This is a genomic window from Ochrobactrum sp. AN78 (genome assembly GCF_029909885.1).
GTDB lineage: Bacteria > Pseudomonadota > Alphaproteobacteria > Rhizobiales > Rhizobiaceae > Brucella > Brucella quorumnocens.
In genome coordinates this window covers 92,914-112,332 of record NZ_JASAMU010000005.1, presented here as the reverse complement: position 1 = coordinate 112,332, position 19,419 = coordinate 92,914, and the positions used below count along the sequence as shown (strand labels likewise).

Genomic DNA, 19,419 nt, shown 5'->3' with positions numbered 1-19,419 from the left:
TGAGCATGCGAGAATACGACCGTTGTGATCGCACGATATTTTCTTTTGGAAACGGATTTGGGAGGCGATTTTAAGACCGTCTCCCAAATTGGTCTGTTTAAACACCAACCATCTGTCTGATCTCCCGGTTCCCTCCAATTCTGAAGCCGAAATTATCAGACATCTGACTCCGAATGACGAAGTAGATGTAATGGAAAGCATCAGCTCTTCCGCCAATCAAGCAGATGTCCTGACGGCTCCACTCCCATTCCAAGGTGTCGAGTGTTTTTTCAAATTCTGAGGATGCCGTTGCAGACCAGAAACTCGCTATACCATTGGATGTGAGGGCATTTTCAACCACAGTCAGACCATGGTCCGCGTAAATTGCGTCATTGGTGCTTCGGACCAGAAAATCCGGACCATTATCCGTATCCATCAAGATCAGATCATATGTGGCTGGGTTCTGATTTAACGTATCCATTACATCGCCGATGAGAATTTTCACGCGGCGGTCATGAAGTGGGAAACCCGCCAAGTGGCCAATACGAGAGTGATTCCACTCAACAATTTCAGGCACGAGTTCACAGACGGTGACTTCGGTATCAATTGGAAGGTAATCTAGAGCGGCCCGGAGCGTGAAACCCATGCCGAGCCCGCCAATCAATACCCTCTTCGGCGAACGGCCGAGCAGTCTTAATGAGCGTTCTGCCAGAACGGTCTCGGATTGGAAGTTGATGTTAGACATCAGTTCTAGACCATTATATCGGATCTCGAAAATGTTGTCTCTTTGACGCAAGAGGATTTCGTCGCCAGCATCATTGCTGGCACGCGCCAATTCAGTCCAGATAGCCATAAATAAATCCCAAACGTTGGAGCTACCGGTTGCCCGGCAGGACTTTTCGCATTCAGTGTGACTGGAATTTGGGGGTCGCTACGGGGTTAAACGCGCAGCAACCCGATGGCATCGTCCGATTTGGCATCCATCATCAGGGGGAAGGCCGACTGGTTATTCGAGATAACGAGTGAAAGCAGCGTATTTCGAGAGTTACCCGTCATGTCCCCAGACTGAATTGCTCACCACGATGGTATGGTTCCGGCCCAAGTCTAGGAAATAGCCGGACCTTTTGCAAGTTTGTCGAACTGCAACCTCTCACTGCTATATATTGAGACCATTGAGGTCCTCACGTCAGGGTCACATGACTGGTCACTTTTATACTTTGATCTGGATATGCGAATATAATACATGATCGCTTTTTGTTGGAACAAAGAGGACTGTTTTTCCCCGAAGAAGAAGCGGAATAAATTGCAGGAATGTCCTGTGGTCTCCTTAAACGTATGAGAATTTTGTTCTGCAGACTTAATATTTAGCTGGAGCTATATCTGCAAACTTACTGAGCGGATCAATGATGCGTTTAAGCAGAAGACTGTGCACACGATGGGTGCAATCTTTAATTCGATCTGGGGATAGCCTCCGCACTTCTGCGCGCTATCTACCTCCTTGCACTGGATTGGTTTCAAGGAGGATATGACAATGCAGCACAGAATCCACGAGAACATGGAAGTTATTGGAGCGGATGGCGTCCATGTCGGAACGGTAGATCGTCTTGATGGAAATCGCATCAAGTTGAAGAAAACTGATAACTCGGAAGCCCACCGAAATCACCATCATTACATCGAACTTGGCTTCGTTGCTGATATAGAGAGCGATGATAAGGTCAGGTTATCGGCCAATGCCGATATAGCTGTGACTCTCGAAGAAGAAGAGTCTGGGAAGCCGGTCGATCTTTGACGGTCTGATCTTCCCGGAAAATGAGGCAACATTTCCGTTGTTGGAATTGCTCGGCATTTATCGTTGCTGATAAATTGCTGTGTTGTTGCATGCGTCGTAACAGGGGTGAAAACTTCAGCGGACCCTTTGTGGTCTCGAACAGTAACATAGAGATCGCATTTCGTGACTTGCTCTCCTTCATCAGAAGGCAGATTGTGATTCACAAACATTCAGCAAAGAAGGCAGGAAACCTATGGCCATTTTCAAAGCATTTACGTCTATGGGCGTGATCGCCTTGCTGTCATTTGCTCTGTCTGGATGCGTGAGCGAATCCTATTCCTACGATGGCTATCGTGACTACGGCCCAGCATACGGCGGTTTCTATTCTGGGCCTGAAGTTATTTACCGCAGCGGACCGAGGTATAATTCAAGGTATTATAGAGATAATCGTTACTATCGCGATAGATCATACCGCGATAGAGCATATCGAGAAAGAAATCGCCCAAGACCGGAGGGGCGCGCTGATTATAACAGACCGATTAATCGCTCCGATAAACGGCTTATCGTTGTGCCGACCAATAACCAGCCAAACGGCTCTGCCGAGAACCAAGGAAGAATGCGTCTCTTCAAAAGAGAGTCTCACAACTAAAGTCCGTTTGAACATCGTTCTTGTAATTGATTGTACTTGCGGATAAATTAAGTGGAAGCCACAACTAACGGGCCAAGGTTCCCATTAGTTCGCTGAAATAAAACGGCGGCTTCTGTGCTCGTCTCAATCAATAGATCGGCGTTGAAACGCAACCCGTTTGAGACGAGAGGTGTCTGGTGGCAAATTTGCGCATGCAAGTAGTCAGATAATTCTCGCGCCTATGTATAATTCGCCTTGCGTCGATATTTTCTTGGCATAATGACGAACTATATCAAGTGAAATAGATTGAGCTGCCAAAAGCTAAAGCTTTCTATATGTGAAAACTGATAACTTTCTACTCCAATTCTGCGATAGATTCCGCACCTGGCGCGTGTTCAAGCATCAGTGGTAGTCCCGACATTTGCTCGGCACTTGTAATTGAGGGGTGTACATGCAGTAATCAGACCATTAGAATTTGATCGTTGTTTCGCGCAACTTGATTGTAGGTGTGAGCAGAATTGAACGTTGCGGTACATCGGTTCCCAGAAGTGCGACGACTGCGTTCTCGGCTATTGCCTTAACAGGTTGCACGATCGTTGATAGGCGCGGTGTGGTAAGGCGAGCCAACGGAATGTCGTCAAAGCCAATGATGGAAACATCACGGGGAATGGAGATGCCGTAATCCGACGCCCCGCGCATAATACCAATTGCCTGCTGATCGCTCGAGGCCGCGATTGCTGTCGGCAGCTCCTCGCGCTTTCGCATAAAGAGTTGTGCGGCCAGCGCCTCGCCGGAATTATAGTCGAAACCAGCTTCCAGTAGTTCAGGCATAGGCATCTCTGCCTCGCCAGACTGAATGGCGCGCTGGCAGTAATCCAGAAACCCCTTCCGTCGCTCAGCAGAAATTGTGAGGTTGGATGGACCCGAAATATAGGCAATCTTTCGGTGTCCTAGTCCAAGCAGGTGGCGCGCTGCCAATTCTCCACCTGCGTAATGATCGACGGCAACGAACGGGTGATTGCCATAGGGACGGTCAAGGGCAATTGTTCGAATTGAACCAGTCAAAGAGCTGAGAGAGTGTGCATTGACGGGAATAATAAGAAAGCCTGCAGGCAGGTGAGCTCGGAGCCCGAGTATCTGTTGTTCTTCACGTGCCGGGTCGCCATGGGTATCCGCCAAAACCACAAGATGCCCGTAGCTATAGGCGGCAGCCTCAATACGCTGGGCAAGCTCGGAGAAATATGGATTGGTTATATCCGGCAAGACAAGAGCAATCATGTTGGTGCGGTGCCGCCGCAAACCGCGTGCTAGGTTGTTGGGTCGGTATCCAAGTGCTGCGACGGCTTCGCCGACAGCTTCGCGCATTTTGGATGTGACGGAAGGATTGTTGCTCAATACGCGCGAAACTGTGCCGACCGATACGCCTGCCTGTTTCGCAACATCCTTTATCGTCGCCATTAATGCCTGCCCCACAAATTGCATTTGCCTCCCGGCAAATCCCGAGAGGCAAGAGAATAAGGCATTTCCAGCAAAAGTACGAAGCGGTTTTTTGTTGGATAATGCGTAAAAACAAATAGATAAGCCGATACCAGCGATACAACCTTAACCGGAGCCGCCTTTATCTTTATTTTTCGAACTTGATTGGCACCGGACGCTGCATCAAATCCACATAGAGATCAAAGAAGCGCTTTTTGTCGAACTCTTTTACTACTTTCATCTTTTGCAATAGTGGCGTTGGCTGCTTCTGCCAATAGCCAAGAGTGCGGCCATAGCCTGGGCCAAAAGCGATATCGACGTCCATATAGAGATCGTCCACTTTTGTTGCGTAACTTGGGTCGATGGCATAGGCTAGGGCGAGGGTATCAAAGACGCTTGCGCTGGCTTTTGGATCTTTTGCAAAGGTCTCGGCCATCCAGCTATCTGCAAAGAGTTTTTGAACTGGGCCGTCACCGGCGATCACCCGGTCAAACGTCTCTTTATCAAGTTGTGTAATATCGGTCACATCCAATGGAATCATAGCTTGTTCAACTGGCGCGCGCATGACGATACGTGCGGCTTCCGGATCGACCCAGACATTCATTTCTGCTGCAGGTGTCGTGTTGCCTTTGACATCGACAGCACCCGCCATGTAGACGATACGCTTGATAAGCGGCACGATTTCTGGGTTCTTGCGGATGGCGAGAGCGACATTCGTGACAGGTCCAATAACCAGAAGCGTTACTTCATTCGGGTTGGCCTTAACCGTATTGACTATAAAATCGACAGCGTCTTCTTTCTCGAGCTTTGCCTTCTTTGCAAAGCCATCGGGCGGAGCAATCAAGTCTTTTTCGGTTGGTTCAGGACGATGAAAAGCAGTCTTGTAGCTTTCGCCAAAACCGAACAGCGCTCGCTCGCTTTCAAAGCTGCGGGGATCATGCACCAACGGTAAGTTGGCTCCCGCATAGACGCCAACTTTGTCCTCAATGCCCAACCGCTCCACGGCGCGAAGCGCATCGGCTACTTCCTGCTTCAGCCAGTTATTGCCAGTGACAACAGTGACGCCAAGGAGATCAATTGCGCCTTGTTTGTAGAGCTGTGCGGCCATGATCAAGACCTGACCATCATCACCAATTGTGCTGAAATCGGTATCAATGATCATTTTCTCAGTGTCGGCCTGCGCCGGTAGCGCGAGTAAAGTGCTCGCAGCGATACAAACAGCGGCTAAAACTCGTTTCATCGAAAACTCCTCCTCTTCTCCCAAAGACTGAACCGCAATTTTCAGAAAAATGTTACATTATCGAAATGAAACGGTTCATCTTGGAAACGTAACAACTGACAATCCTCTTGTCCAGCCATTCAAATGGTTCATCATGGCAGGAAAAACGGGTCGTTGCGTCAGTTATGTCGCCAAAATACGGAGGCTATTTGATGAAATCACGATTGATATCAATGAACCGTTTCATATTGACTCGAAAATTCTATTCTGTTTTTGATTGAGTGTATGGTGGTCATGTTACAAGAATGGCGACCGTTGGGTAGGAGACATGTTTCTCGGGCAGGCTGCTCGAGAGACAATTATTGGGCCAATCGTCAACACCGCCGCGGATCTTGCTTAAGACGAAAGCGGCGGACGGGGAGGAAAGAATGCGCTTTAAAGCTTTTGTTGCCGCAGCGACTGTGGCGAGTGGATTGATCGTAGCTCCGGTAGCGAGTTTCGCTGCCGACAAACCTGTCGTCGGTCTTGTGATGAAATCACTCGCCAACGAATTCTTCAAGAATATGCTCGAAGGTGCCCAAGCCCACAACAAGGAAAAGGGCACTTATGAGCTTAAGGCCGTGGGTATGCAGTCCGAAACGGACATCGAAACCCAAATCAACGCAGTCGAGAATTTCATCACTCAGGGTGTGAATGCGATCGTTATTGCTCCGGCAGATTCGCGTGCATTGGTTCCCCCGCTTAAACGTGCAGTCGATGCGGGTATTGTGGTTGTGAACATCGACGTGGAACTTGATGCACAGGCCAAGAAAGACGCGGGCCTTGAGTTGGCGTTTGTCGGCCCAGACAACCGTGCTGGTGCTAAAATGTCTGGTGACGAACTGGCCAAGGCGATCGGCAAAGGTGGCAAGGTCGTGATGCTTGAGGGAAATCCCGGTGCGGATAATGCCGTGCAGCGCAAACTTGGTTTTGACGATGCCGCAAAAGAGGGCGGTCTGGACGTGCTCGACTCTCGTACGGCTCACTGGGAAACTGAGGAAGCCAATTCGGTATTTACGAATATGCTAACCGCACATCCCGATATCCAGGGCGTAATGGCAGCAAATGACTCGATGGCACTTGGTGTTGTTAAGGCACTCGATGCAGCCAAGCGGAACGATATCAAGGTCGTAGGCTTTGATAATTTGCCAGCAATCCAGCCCGAAATCAAAGCCGGAAAGGTTCTGGCGACCGTTGACCAGTTTGGATCACAGATGGCTGCCATGGGTATCGATAAGGCGCTTGAAGTGGTTGCCGGTGGCGCACCACTTACAGGTTGGGTGAAAACCGATCTGGAGCTGATCACGGCTGATAAGCTGAAGTAATCTCAGTCGATGGTGGTTCCATACGAGTGGAACCACCATCATTCAACCGGAGAAAAGCCATGGGTGAGACCAGCGCTGGCGCGCAATCTGCCCCGATCCTTTCACTCAAAGGAATTCGGAAACGCTTTGGTGGCGTTGTAGCCCTTGATGGTGTTGATCTAGAACTAACACCCGGTGAAATTCACGGGCTCGTGGGTGAAAATGGTGCAGGCAAATCAACGCTTATCAAGATCATGAGCGGGATTATCAAGCGCGATGACGGTACCATGACGTTGGATGGCCAAGCCTATGAGCCAGCTTCGCCACGCGAGGCAAAACACGCAGGCGTTCAGGTCGTTCATCAGGAATTCAGTCAGCTTCCATATATGTCTGTCGCAGAGAATATCTGCTTCGAAAATCTGCCAAGAAATGCTTTTGGAATCCTTGATCGCTCGACCTTAAAGCAAAAGGCACGTGCTGCCCTCGATACTATCGGCCTTGGTGAAGTGGATGTAGCTATACCGGTTGAGCGTCTGGGTATTGCACATCGTCAGCTCGTTGAAATTGCTCGGGCATTGATGAGCGACAGCCGTATCTTGATCCTTGATGAACCAACAGCGACTCTGACTGCACATGAAGCACGCCGACTTTTTGAACTCCTCGACCTTCTGAAAGCCCGCGGTGTGGCTATCGTCTTCGTTTCGCATCATTTGGATGAAATATTTGATCATTGTCAGCAAGTAACCGTCATGCGCAATGGCAAGACCGTGTTTACGAAGCCGATTAGTGAAACCAACAGCGACGATCTCATCCAAGGTATGGTTGGGCGCAATCTGGTCGACCCAATGCACGCGAAAGTTCCCTCCGCGGCGACTACAGACATACTGCTACGCGTGGAGAGCCTAAGACATTCAAGGTCTCCCAATCCAAATGGCGTGAGCTTCACCCTGCACAAGGGAGAAATTCTCGGTATCGGTGGACTGATTGGTGCCGGTCGTACTGAATTGCTGCGCGCGATCTTCGGGATTGATAAAGCTCTTTCAGGCGATGTGTTCATCGAAGGTGCAAAGACCCAGCTCCGCTCTCCAGCCGAAGCAATTGAAGCGGGAATAGCCTTCGTAACCGAGGACCGCAAAGACGAGGGACTGATTCTCGAGATGCCGATTGCTGCAAATATCACCCTTGCAGACATGAAAGCTGTTTCGCGGTTTGGCCTTCTGGATCGCCAGTCGGAGTTGCAACTGGCAAAAGAAAAAGCTTCTGATCTGAAACTGAAGTTCGGATCTCTTGGTGATCGGGTCGCCACATTGTCGGGCGGTAATCAGCAGAAAGTCGTTTTGGCCAAATGGCTCGCGCGCTCGCCTTCGATCCTCTTGCTTGATGAACCCACGCGGGGCGTCGACGTAGGCGCCAAAGCAGAAATATATGCGCTGCTTCGTTCGTTCGCCGCTGAGGGAAGGGGATTGCTTGTCGTGTCTTCTGAGTTGCCGGAGCTTATGGCCCTGTCAGATCGTATCCTCGTGATGGCCAACCATACAATTACTGGTGAACTGACACGCGAAGAATTCTCGGAAGAGCGGATTCTCAATCTCGCTTACAAAACTTCAAAATCTCAACAGCATGCTTCAGAACAAGGAATGGCAGCCCATGGCTAATGTCGCTCCGAACCGCTCTTCTTCAATTCGGTTCGCAAATCTCTTGCGCGATTCCGGCATTGCCCTCGCGCTTCTGTTGCTCATTGTGGTTTTCTCGCTCACCACGCAGCATTTCCTGTCGTTCAATAACATCACCAACATTCTCACACAGGTGACCATCAATCTTATTCTGGCGATAGGTATGACCTTCGTCATATTGATAGGCGGTATTGATCTGTCTGTGGGTTCGCTTCTTGCCCTTTGTGCTGTGGTCGGTGGCACGGTGATGAACTTACCCGGACTTGGGGTTGTCGAAGCCGTTGCTCTTGCCACGCTTGCGTCGATCGCTGTGGGTATTGCCTGCGGATTTGTGAATGGCTTCATAAGCGCCTATTGGGGGCTGCCATCTTTCATCGTGACATTGGGTATGCTCAACATCGCGCGAGGCGCAGCGCTACAGGTGACTGACGCGCGTGCGATCTATTCCTTTCCGCCCGCGTTCAATGCGTTTGGTTCGCAGACGCTATTCGGAATACCCTTGGCATTCCTCGTCGCTTTGGCCATGGTGGCAATCGGTTGGTTCGTGCTTAATCGAACCGTTTTCGGACGTCTTCTATATGGCATTGGCAACAATGAAGAAGCTGTGCGGTTGGCCGGGCATCCCGTATTCTGGTATAAAATTGCCGCTTTTACTATTGCTGGTGCAGCCGTTGGGATTGGTGCAATCATCTATATGGCCCGCCTGAACGTCGCGAGCCCAATCATTGGCATTGGTTTTGAATTGAACGCCATCGCTGCAGTCATCATCGGCGGTGTCAGTCTGACCGGCGGCAGAGGCTCCATTCTGGGAACACTTCTTGGCGCGGTGATTATCGGTGTGCTCGCTAATGGCCTCGTTTTGCTCGGCCTTAGCGATTTCATGCGTCAGATGATTACGGGATTTGTCATTATTCTCGCAGTCATTGTCGATAAATATCGTGAGCGTCTGTCGACTATTGGATAGTCTTAAAACATCAGATTGCGACGTCTTCTAATAGGATGCTCTGACCCTATATCTGGCCAGAGCTTTGATGAATGCGGCATATCGCGCCCTCAATATCGGGCGTCTTTCGGTTTTTTGCCATTGGGCCAGTCTTTTATCTTTCCGGCAAAATCGGGGCGCGGCATGTGGGTGAAATACTCCGATACATCGATGGCTTCTTGATCGGTCAGAACACCACCCTGACCTATCGGCAGGTGGTGGTTTTGTGCAGGGGGCATTGCATATTTTACGAACTGTGCTGCCTTATAGGTACGCGCGAGCCCGGCACCGATATTGAAACTTTCGTCACCCCAAAGCGGCGGAAAAATGTAATCGCCACCCATGTCCTTCATACCCTCTCCGTCAGTGCCGTGGCAGGTCGAACATTGCGCGGCGTAGATTTTTGCTCCGTTGGCAGGATTTGGGACAAGACTTTCATCGATAGGACCCGCATTTCGGATTGCCACTTTTGTTCCCTTAGTAACATCTTGCCGGAGCCAATCCATATAGGCGACCATCGCAGTCATATCAGGTCCCTCAGGTGGCAGAGGCTTGCCATTCATTGAACGTTGGAAGCAACCATTGATGCGCATCACTAGATCAACTTCTTTCCCCGCACGCGGCATAACGGCAGGATAGAAGTTGCTGCTGTTGATGTAAGAAGCGACGTTATCGACCTTGCCCTGTCCGATATGGCAGGAATTGCAGTTCAAACCATTTCCGACATTGTCGGGAAGCAGGCGGGCTGTTTCGTTAAGCAGCCGCTTTCCGTGCATGATTTCAGAAGCATTGGGTTGTTTCAGGATGTCACGATCCGGTGGAATGACATAGTTACCAATCTGTTTCTTATCCTTGTCCAGCACTGCATAAGTCACGGGTGCAGGAGCGTCCAAGACTGGTCGAAGATGGTTGAAGAGGAAAGCACCGCCTGTTAACGCCACTGCGAAACCTACCCCGAGAACGACAAAAGTGGTGGTTTTCATTGCTTGTTCTCCGGAACATAGTGAACAGGTTTGTGGGCAATTTCACGTCGCATTCGCGCGATATCCTGCTCTGTTATGACGCTTCCATGATTGCCCCAGCCATTGCGGACGAAATTGAGAATTTCAGCCACCTGCCAGTTAGGCAGGTTGGCGAAACCTGGCATGGTGAAAGCCATTTTATCCGCTGGGGTTTCAGGCGTTCTGCCACCAGTCAGTGTAACCTGAATGAGCGAACTTGGATCATCGGCGAAGACGATGGAGTTGCCTGCAAGTGCGGGATAAATGCGTGGAGCGCCTTTTCCGTCCATGCGGTGGCAGACAGAACACTGCTCGACATAAGACAATGCACCGGGTGCAATGAAATCACCAGCTTTGAGCGCAGCAGTTGTGACATCTTCGCTTGGCTTCCATTGTTGCTCGCGTCCCTCACTTGGAGGTAGTGATTTCAGATAGCGAGCAATCGAACGTAAATCTTCTTCCTCAATATACTGGGTTGAGTGTTGAACAACATCAGCCATAGAGCCAAATGCAGCCGTCCGGTCTGTGCGTCCCGTTTTGAGGAAGGTGATAATCTCATCTTCTGCCCAGGTCGAAAGCCCCGTGTCCTGATCGCGTAAATTTTTTGCGTACCAGCCTTCAAGCACTGATCCGGAAAGGAAGTTGCCTTTTGGGTCGTTCTTTACGGCCTTTTCTTCGTAAGCCAATCCCCGTGGCGTATGACATGCGCCGCAGTGACCAAGTCCCTCTACAAGATAGGCACCACGCGCGATGGCTGGGTCTGTCTCCGCTGCGATTTCGAATGAACGGGAATTTCCGAAAAATAGCCGCCAATAAGCCAGCGGCCAGCGCATACTCGTCGGCCAGGGCAATGTGCTAGGCTGGTTTTCCTGCTTTACGGCATCAACCTTCGACATGAAGAACGCGTAAAGCGCTTTGATATCGTCATCATTGACAACCGTGTAAGAGACGAACGGCATAGCCGGGTAAAGATGAACGTTATCCTTGCGCACACCCTGTCGTACCGCGCGTTCAAAGTCGCTATAACTATAATTTCCAATTCCCGTTTGCGCGTCGGGCGTAATGTTGGTGGAGTAGATCGTGCCAAGCGGCGTTTGCATCCCCAAGCCGCCCGCAAAGCTTTTGCCGCCGGGTGCTGTGTGACAGGCCGCGCAATCACCTGCGTGGGCCACATATTCACCTTTGGCGATTAGATTTCTGTCGCTGACATCAACGGTGTTTTCCTGCCTTGGTGTTAGCCAATAAGGTGTCGAAAGCGCAAAGAGCCATGCCGCCGCCAGCGCTCCCGCGCCCGCAACGCCCGCTTTCCAGATCAGTTTCATGTGCCTCAGCCCCCAAAGATATAGGAATAGCCAAGGGTATGCTGAAATCCGATCTCAACAGCATTGATTGGAATCAAATACTCAAAATTATGATGTGAGTAGATGTTAATTTCTAAGAATGTCGAAAGTTGCAGAAGTTGTTCCAATGCACGCATTTCGGCGTTTCCCATGGCCGTTCCATGAGCGTGTATGTTTCACAAGGCGAGAGATATTTTTACTCAGTAAGCCAGTCTGCTATTTGTTGCAAGAATGTATGCGTGAAGCCATGCCGGGTAAATAATTCCGCAGCTCGGTCTACGATCTCGGATTTTGTCGGTCTGAGCATCGACTTTCGCGACTTGATCCAAATATCAGAGGCGGTCACTTCGCGTGCCCACATCACATTTAGACTGTAAGAAATCCGGAAGCTGTGCTCGCTATGTTTGCGTCAAATCAGCGAATTAGTTCGTAATCCACAAACTAACACCTTCACTCAATGGTCCAGAAACAAGTGTTGCGCTTGATTTTTAACTTAGATGAAGGGTTTCACGTTGGCTAATATGCCAAAAGGTGAAATAAATTCAGATGAATGGTTCCTGACAACACCAAAGTGAAAGACGAAGAAGAGTATCCTACGGTTCAATGCCCTTTTAACGTGGTTTAAATGCATAATGGGGAAGAGAGCATGCAAGCCAATTTTGTGCATCTATTAGAACGCGCCAAACAAGCTGTCTTTACAAAATTCGTTTCTTTAACTGGCGCTTTTCCTTCCCACACATTGTTCCTCTCTATGACCGATGGAAAGCATCGCGCAATAACCGTGAACGCTTCTGCTGCAAGCTTAGAGGATTGCTGGAAAGCTCTCATAGAAAAAGCTAAACAAGAGCTGCTATCCAATACGCTTAAAGTTGAATGGCTTCGTATCGAGTGGCCAAACAATGTTGAAGTTCTGACGTGGCAACAGCTCAAGTCACAGATAGAAGCCACAAAACGCAACTACTTCAGATATGGTATTGCGTTCGATCAGCAGTTTGACATTGCCTTTCTTGAGGCGGAACTTAATGCAAATGCAATTCTTTATGGCGGGGGCAACGCCGCAAACGGTGTCTTTAACGCCGGAAACTTTGGTCGTTATCTAAAGCTGCGCCATGGCAAAGATAAACTTGCGCTCTCAGATGAAGACGCGGTCTTTCGCTTTTCCACGTCAGGTGTTTTTCTCACATCTAATGATTCCACAATCTACAGGATTACAGGGCATGGACCGAATTGCGGACGCCGAAATATAGAAGCACTTCAGTTAAACGATATCGATCAGTTGATCGCGGGAGGAAGCCGTTATCTCGCTTCCCAGACTTTGGAGAGTGGCCGCTTCATCTATGGCTGGCACCCTTGTTTTGATCATGAGATCAAGATTTACAATGCGTTGCGCCACGCAAGCTCGCTTTATGCGATGATCGAGGCTTATGAGGTTACGCGTGATAGTGAGCTTGGAGAAGCCATTGAACGCAGTCTTTCTTATCTGACTGATAAGCTGATTAAGACTCTGGATCATCAGGGCGAGAAAATGGCCGTTCTTGTCGACGCTCAGAATGAGGTGAAGCTAGGCGGAAATGCGGTCTGTTTGCTGGCTCTGGTTAAATATAGCGAGCTGCATCAAACGTCGCGTTATAATGTTCTTCTTGAACAATTGGCCCTCGCGATCTGCGCTATGCAGGATTCTCAAACAGGGCAGTTCGCCCATGTTCTGCAGTATCCCAAATTAGACGTGAAGGCCGGTTTCAGAACTATTTACTACGATGGTGAAGCCGCCTTTGGATTACTGCGGCTTTATGCGCAAACCAAAGACCCGAGATGGCTTCGTTGTGTTGAACGAGCCTTCGACTATTTTATCGCTGCCGATCACTGGAAAGCGCATGATCATTGGCTTGCATATGCGGTCAACGAACTCACGCGATACCGGCCCGAACGTCGCTATTACGAGTTTGGACTGAAGAATTTTGCCGACTATCTGGATTTCGTGACTGAGCGGATTACCACGTTTCCGACTTTGCTTGAGCTCATGATGGCGGCACAACAAATGATTGCGCGGCTCGAAGCGGACAGTTCACTGCGCAGCCTCATAACGATCATTGATAAGAAAAAATTCTACAATGCGCTCGAAACTCGAGCGCATTACCTCACGAACGGGCACTTCTGGCCTGAAATCGCTATGTTCTTTGCCAATCCGGCCCGAATGGTGGGAAGTTTTTTCATACGACATCACGCATTTCGCGTGCGTATTGACGATGTTGAACACTATCTTTCTGGTCTGATAGCGTATCGAGAATATCGGTTGAAGCGGCCCGATTGGAAGGCTCCATGGGAGCTGGATGGCGCAATTGTGGATGATCATCACCCGAAGGGTCCGGTCATTGCCTGGGGCGGGGACGTTAATCTTGGTCGTCGACAACATTATCGTCTTAGTGAATTGGGTGTCGAAAATGTATTGAACATCCCGGAGCTCAGAAAAGCAGATCTTCGAATTATTAATTTGGAGTGTGTTGTCTCAACCCTGGGCGAGCAAGGTGTCAATAAAGGCGAAGGCGGTCCATATTATTATCGAGCACGGCCACAGATGCTCGAACTCCTGACCCATGTGGGGATCGATGTGGTTGCCACTGCGAATAATCACAGTGGAGATTATCGGTCGCAAGCATTGCTACAGCAGGCCGAGTTTCTAAGAGAAGCGGGGATTTCATCAGTAGGCACGGGTGAAAACTTAAATGCTGCCTTTAGCCCCGTCATTAAACCAGTTGGTAATCTGAAGGTCGCGATATTCTCTATTGATGCAACCCAACATCGCTTTGCCGCAACAAAAAATACAGCAGGCTCTGCACACTTGCCTTTGAATGATCCTCAAGCATGGATCGATACGCTGGCTCCAAGGATCGCTGATGCCAGAAAGCGAGCACAAGTAGTCCTTGTTGTGGTTCATTGGGGCGAAAATCTGAGACCAGAGCCGTCATCTGATGAAATAGCGGTAGGCCACGCGATCATAGAGGCGGGTGCTGATGCCGTATTGGGTGCATCGGCTCATCTGCTTCAAGCAATTGAAATCTATAAAGGTCGCCCGATTATCCATGATGCGGGCGACTTTTTGTTTGATGCCATTCAGGGCAAAATTACGAAAACCGGGTTGTTCTCGCTAGAGGTGAGTTCCAACGGCGTAGAGACCATTATTTTTACACCGCTTATTGGAGGTTTTGGTACAACGCACCAGTTGGAGGGGCCCCGGGCACGCGAAGCCGCACAAGAGTTTGCAAAACAATGTCTTACTGCTGGCACCCAAATGCAGGTAAGCGCATCAGGGCGAGGAATAGTGTCTCTTTCACCAGAGGCGCGGTCCACTCAGAGTATTACTGCTGATTCAGATACTCAAAAGAGTGAAAACCCTGATCTGCCAAAAGCGATGATTTATCAGCTCGATAAGCGCTGGAGCCCGGACGTAGTGCCAGATGATGTGCGTATCGCTCCGGTTCAAATTGGTCCACTCACCTTACTGGGCGTTCGCGTTTCACCGCAAAAATTTACCGATCGACGCATGCTTTGGGTTGAAACGTTCTGGAGGGCTGATGGTCAACTCGATGAAGATATTCGGCTCGACATTCAAGCTGTTCCTGTAAAGCCGACACGGATGCGCGCCTGGGGTCGCTCCATGGATCATGATCCATGCGACTGGCTTGGGCCAACCAGTGCATGGAAGCCGGGACAGATTTATCGTGATTTCTACGGATTACGTCCTCCATATTTGAAGGACTGGGAAAATGTTGATCTGCAAGTATCCATTGGCATCGTGTCGAAAAGCTATGAGGCTGCTCCAGTCGTGCTGCCCTTTAATATTGAGCTGGCTGTTCCCAACCTTCCAACACCGGTCCTGAAGGAGCCTGTGGCGGCATCGCCAAAGTTAAGGGCCTACCGCCAGCAGTTTAACGATAGCATCAATGATTGCATATCCGGTCAAACATGGACGGCCGATCAGCTGGCTGCAGTCACAGGTGGTAAATGGCTCGTCGCACCTCCGCCAGGCTGGTTTGTTCGTTCCGTTATCCGTGGAATGATCCATAAAAAATTTGTCGACCAACCAACCCTGTATGTTGCATCGGAATTTGAACATCTTGCATTCCATGAACAATATTCATCCACGAAGCGATCCGGCATGGACACACATAGCTTGCTCGTTAAGAACGCGCCGGCATTCGCGGGGGCAATCGTCTCCAAGCCAGTTGCAGGCGTGTCGAGTGATTTTCCACTTTTGCAAGTCCAAGATCCCATCAAAGCATTGATAGAGTTGGGCATTGCTGCGCGTCAGCGATACAAGAATGATGTCATCGCAGTAACAGGAACTGTTGGTAAATCAACGACCGTGAGCATGATCCGCGAGATGCTCGGAAGGGACCTGCAGGTTCTCTCTAGTTACGATAATTATAATTCACGTGTCGGTGCACCGGCACTGCTTGCAAATCTTTCACCCGATCACAAAGCAGCGATTGTGGAAATTGCCCAAAGTGCCCTTTGGATGGAGAGAGGTCCGGTTACGCGGCTCATTGAGCCGACAATTGCTTTGGTGACAGAAATAGGTCTGTCTCAGTCTGATCGCCGGGTGAAATCTCTTAGCGATGTTGCAAAATGGAAATCGAGAATTTTCGACGGGCTAACTGGAAAGGCGGTCGCGATTATTGGCGATCATCTTGCGTGTTTTGACGACATCTTGGCCAAAGCCAATGCTCATGCGAAGAAAACTATTATCTTCGGCGAGAGTGAGCGCGCCACAATGCGTATCGTCGACAGGCAACTGAATGATGAGACAAGCACGATTTGGTTTCGCACACCGGAGGGATTAGAGGGAATTCTGGAAGTCCCGTTGCCAGGCAATGGCATGATTACGAATGCGATGACCGCACTTTGCGTCCTATATGCAATGGGTCATGACGTCACGAAGATGACACTTAGTCTGTCAGATCTGGCCGTTCAGACAGGCCGCCTGCAACGGTTTTCAGTACAGGTTCTTTCCACGGGTGTTGCAACGGTTATCGATGATAGCTGGAATGCGGAAGTCAGTTCGATGCTCAATGCGATATCGGTTCTCGAGAAAATCACGCCGGTGAACAAAGGCCGTAAAATCGCCGTGCTGGGGCGCATTGTGCATTTAGGAGAGATGGGCAAGCCACTTCATGAAAGCCTTGCAGAACCACTGCTTACGGCAAATCCCCAGATTGTGCTCACACACGGCGATGAAATGCGCTTTTTACGTGAGAAACTGCCTTCCAAACTTCTTGGACCACATTTTTCAACGGCTAATGAATTGGCTCAATATCTCTATCCGATATTGGAACCAGATGATGTTGTGCTCGTAAAAGGTTCTCGACGTGATTCCGATTTTGGAAGCGTATGCGAACTTTTGAGAGATGCGTCTAAACGGGTACAGAATAGCAATCCTGCCCCTTCAACGTTGGGAGAAATTAGGCACCTATTAGACCCGGATAGCGGACTGTCCCAAAACAGTGATGCGGTCGAATTTAATGCAGTGTCATTTTCGGTTGAAACGTTAAACGATCGATCGGTTGCAATTGTGCAAACAGAAGACGGTCCTATGGGACTGACACAAGCACAGTTACGAAAACACAAAGCATCTATCGTGGCAACCATAGGGGTTTCACCAGAACAGCCGCTTTCAGATATACCGCATATCCATGATAAAAAATGGTCGAGTACCACAAAGGCGCTCGCGATTATGCGTCGTGACGCATTTAAAGGTACTTGTTTCGCCGTTACAGGAAGTGCAGGAAAATCAAGCGTCAACAGCATGCTGTTGTCGACTCTTAGAGGGCTACACACAGATAAAGAAATATTGGGTACCACGGGTAATCAGAACATGTTTATGGGGGTTATGCGCACACTGACTGCGCTCAAGCCTCAGCATAGCCACCTCGTTCAGGAAGTTGCTGTCGGGCACGCAACCCGATCAGCTCCTGTGCTCAGGCCTAATATTGCGATCGTCACCAATATTTCAGAAGCGCATCTGGAAGCGTTTAATGGGATCGAGGGGATTGCAGATGCGAAATCTGCAGTTCTCCGGGCACTCGAGCCTGATGGTACTGCCGTGATCTGTCGTGATACAGCACTTTACGAACGTGTGAGGGGCCATGCCGAGCGCAAAGGCGTGAACATTGTCACCTACGGAACGCACGAAGCTTCCGATTGGAAGCTGACGGATTTTAATTCTTCGTCTGGTGAAGCCCATTATAAAATAGGAAATGAACAATTTAAGCTGATGCTCATTCCGGGGGCACGCCATCAGGCGGTCAATGTTGCGGGGACATTGGCCTGTCTGGCTGCGGCGCATGAGGATTGGCGTGCCGCGGCGAAGATACTGGAACAATGGTCTCCCCCTGCAGGTCGCGGCTTACCGTTCTATGTTTCTGCATCGTTGGGTGGCAAGGCAATGATCGTCGACGACGCCTTTAACGCCGCTCCGATCGCAATGTTGGCGGCGGCCGAGGCGCTTGCTGCAGAAATGAAAGCGTCTCGGCGTGTTCTGGTTCTTGGTGAAATGCTTGAACTTGGACAAAACTCAAAAGCCATTCATGCACGTCTTGCCCATGTGATTGCTCACCTTCCCATAGAGCAGGTCTATGCCGTAGGAGAAGCATATGGCGAATTCTGGCAAAAGCTGCCTGAGGCAAAGCGAGGACGCTATCTTGAAACACTTGAGGAGCTGCATAAAACCTTAAAGGTCGACATTCGCGATGGGGATGTCTGGTGGTTCAAAGGTGCCCACGGCAGTGGTTTGCATCACACGGTCCAGGCTCTTAGATCAGCGCAAGTGGTGAGTGGCTCTGGTTAGCCAGTTGTATCTTCATTCAAAGACCATGATTTGGGAGTGAGACAGAGGACAGCTCCAACAATCAGAGCGGCAGCCGCGACCATAAGTGAGCCGTCGAAGGATGAAGTACGCACGTATAGTGCATTAGCCATAATAGGGCCGATAATTTGTCCCGCGCCATAGGAAGCGGTCAAAATTGCAAGCATGTTGACGCGGGTTTTCGCGCTCAGATGACGAGCTGCAGGTATAGCGATTGTTACTGTTCCCATGAAAGTGCCGCCAACCAGCAATGCACTCACAATATAGGCGGCAGGCACATGCAGCAACGGCAGGGCTACACCGATTGCCTGTACGGCGAGATTGACCATAAGGCTCCTGCGACTGCCCCATCGTGTGCGTAAAAAATGCCATAAAAAGCACGAGGGCGCTGCTCCAAGGCCGAAAATCGCCCAGATATGCACCGGATCAATCGCGTCAAACGTACTGCGAACGAGTAGCGGTAGGTAGGTGGCTGTGATGATGTAACCAAAGCCCGCTAAACCATAAACAGCAACAAGCAGTGTCGGGCCAAAAGAATCAGGCTGCTTCTGGGCGGCGGCGGATGCTGCGCCGTTCTGATGGGCGGATGGTTGCTCCAAAATCCACTGCATTGCGATAGCAGTCACTGTTAGTATGAGTGCTGCGACCGCGAGTATGAACCAGATTGCATGGCTTGGTAGCGTCGCCAGATGGCTAAGCGCAATTATCTCCGCTGAAACAACAATGCCGATGCCCACGCCTGAATAAAGTACTGGGGCGCTGTCATGCAATCTTTGATCATGGATCAGCCAATGCGAAGCAGCAATCATCGAAATGGCGCTAAAAAGGCCAGCAAAGCCGCGGATGGTGATTATGAGCCATTCCGGCATAGGAAGGGCCAGCAAAGCGATAGCAATAACCGTGGTCACGGTTGCGATGGTGCATAACTTGCGGCTTGAAACACCTGAGAGTAGCACTGCTAACAACGCCCCAATCAGATATCCGGCATAGTTGGCCGACGCCGCATAAGAACCGCCTTCAATAGAAATCTGCCCATCAGCAACCATAAGCGGATAGAGACCAGTAAAAGCAAAGCGGCCAAATCCCATGCCGATGATTAGCACCAATGCAGCAGCAATTGCGGCACGGCTCTCAGGCCTGTTACGCAT

The 19,419-nt window shown here is 50.0% G+C and carries 11 protein-coding genes; 5 read left to right on the top strand and 6 right to left on the bottom strand.

Features of this window, described 5'->3' with window-relative positions:
* Nucleotides 1-97: 97 nt before the first annotated feature.
* Nucleotides 98-832 (bottom strand): hypothetical protein, encoded by a 735-nt coding sequence (locus tag QBD00_RS11510; RefSeq protein WP_318579548.1) that lies wholly within the window; start codon nt 830-832, stop codon nt 98-100.
* A gap of 678 nt (nt 833-1,510) precedes the next feature.
* On the opposite strand from QBD00_RS11510, the gene QBD00_RS11505 reads away from it, so the two are divergent.
* The gene (locus tag QBD00_RS11505; RefSeq protein ID WP_318579547.1) at nt 1,511-1,768 is read left to right on the top strand and encodes a DUF2171 domain-containing protein; all 258 of its coding nucleotides are present in this window, start codon (nt 1,511-1,513) and stop codon (nt 1,766-1,768) included.
* Between the two features lie 1,075 nt (nt 1,769-2,843).
* Here the strand turns inward: QBD00_RS11505 and QBD00_RS11500 are convergent.
* Together QBD00_RS11500 and QBD00_RS11495 are read right to left on the bottom strand one after the other, a co-directional pair.
* A complete protein-coding gene (locus QBD00_RS11500) occupies nt 2,844-3,833 on the bottom strand; it encodes a LacI family DNA-binding transcriptional regulator (protein ID WP_318579546.1) in 990 nt (329 codons plus the stop codon).
* 166 nt (nt 3,834-3,999) lie between these two features.
* On the bottom strand, nt 4,000-5,091 hold the full coding sequence (locus QBD00_RS11495; RefSeq protein WP_318579545.1) for a nucleoside hydrolase: 1,092 nt from the start codon (nt 5,089-5,091) through the stop codon (nt 4,000-4,002).
* Between the two features lie 407 nt (nt 5,092-5,498).
* Between QBD00_RS11495 and QBD00_RS11490 the strand changes: the two genes are divergently transcribed.
* From QBD00_RS11490 to QBD00_RS11480, 3 genes are read left to right on the top strand one after another with little or no spacing between them, the layout of a single operon-like run.
* On the top strand, nt 5,499-6,434 hold the full coding sequence (locus tag QBD00_RS11490) for a sugar ABC transporter substrate-binding protein (RefSeq protein WP_151091073.1): 936 nt from the start codon (nt 5,499-5,501) through the stop codon (nt 6,432-6,434).
* Nucleotides 6,435-6,493: 59 nt separating this feature from the next.
* A complete protein-coding gene (locus QBD00_RS11485; protein WP_318579544.1) occupies nt 6,494-8,068 on the top strand; it encodes a sugar ABC transporter ATP-binding protein in 1,575 nt (524 codons plus the stop codon).
* Nucleotides 8,061-9,050, top strand: coding sequence for an ABC transporter permease (locus QBD00_RS11480; protein ID WP_151091071.1), 990 nt, complete (start codon nt 8,061-8,063; stop codon nt 9,048-9,050). Before QBD00_RS11485 ends, QBD00_RS11480 begins: the two co-directional genes overlap by 8 nt.
* An 89-nt stretch (nt 9,051-9,139) precedes the next feature.
* On the opposite strand, the gene QBD00_RS11475 is transcribed toward QBD00_RS11480, so the two are convergent.
* Both QBD00_RS11475 and QBD00_RS11470 read right to left on the bottom strand, forming a co-directional pair.
* Complete coding sequence (locus QBD00_RS11475) at nt 9,140-10,051, bottom strand: c-type cytochrome (protein ID WP_318579543.1); 912 nt, start codon at nt 10,049-10,051, stop codon at nt 9,140-9,142.
* A complete protein-coding gene (locus QBD00_RS11470; RefSeq protein ID WP_318579542.1) occupies nt 10,048-11,391 on the bottom strand; it encodes a cytochrome c in 1,344 nt (447 codons plus the stop codon). The genes QBD00_RS11475 and QBD00_RS11470 overlap by 4 nt, the downstream gene beginning before the upstream one ends.
* A 664-nt stretch (nt 11,392-12,055) precedes the next feature.
* Between QBD00_RS11470 and QBD00_RS11465 the strand changes: the two genes are divergently transcribed.
* The gene (locus QBD00_RS11465) at nt 12,056-18,253 is read left to right on the top strand and encodes a CapA family protein (RefSeq protein ID WP_318579541.1); all 6,198 of its coding nucleotides are present in this window, start codon (nt 12,056-12,058) and stop codon (nt 18,251-18,253) included.
* Here the strand turns inward: QBD00_RS11465 and QBD00_RS11460 are convergent.
* Nucleotides 18,250-19,419: a YbfB/YjiJ family MFS transporter gene (locus QBD00_RS11460; protein WP_318579540.1), complete on the bottom strand. Its 1,170-nt coding sequence runs from the start codon at nt 19,417-19,419 to the stop codon at nt 18,250-18,252. The genes QBD00_RS11465 and QBD00_RS11460 overlap by 4 nt on opposite strands.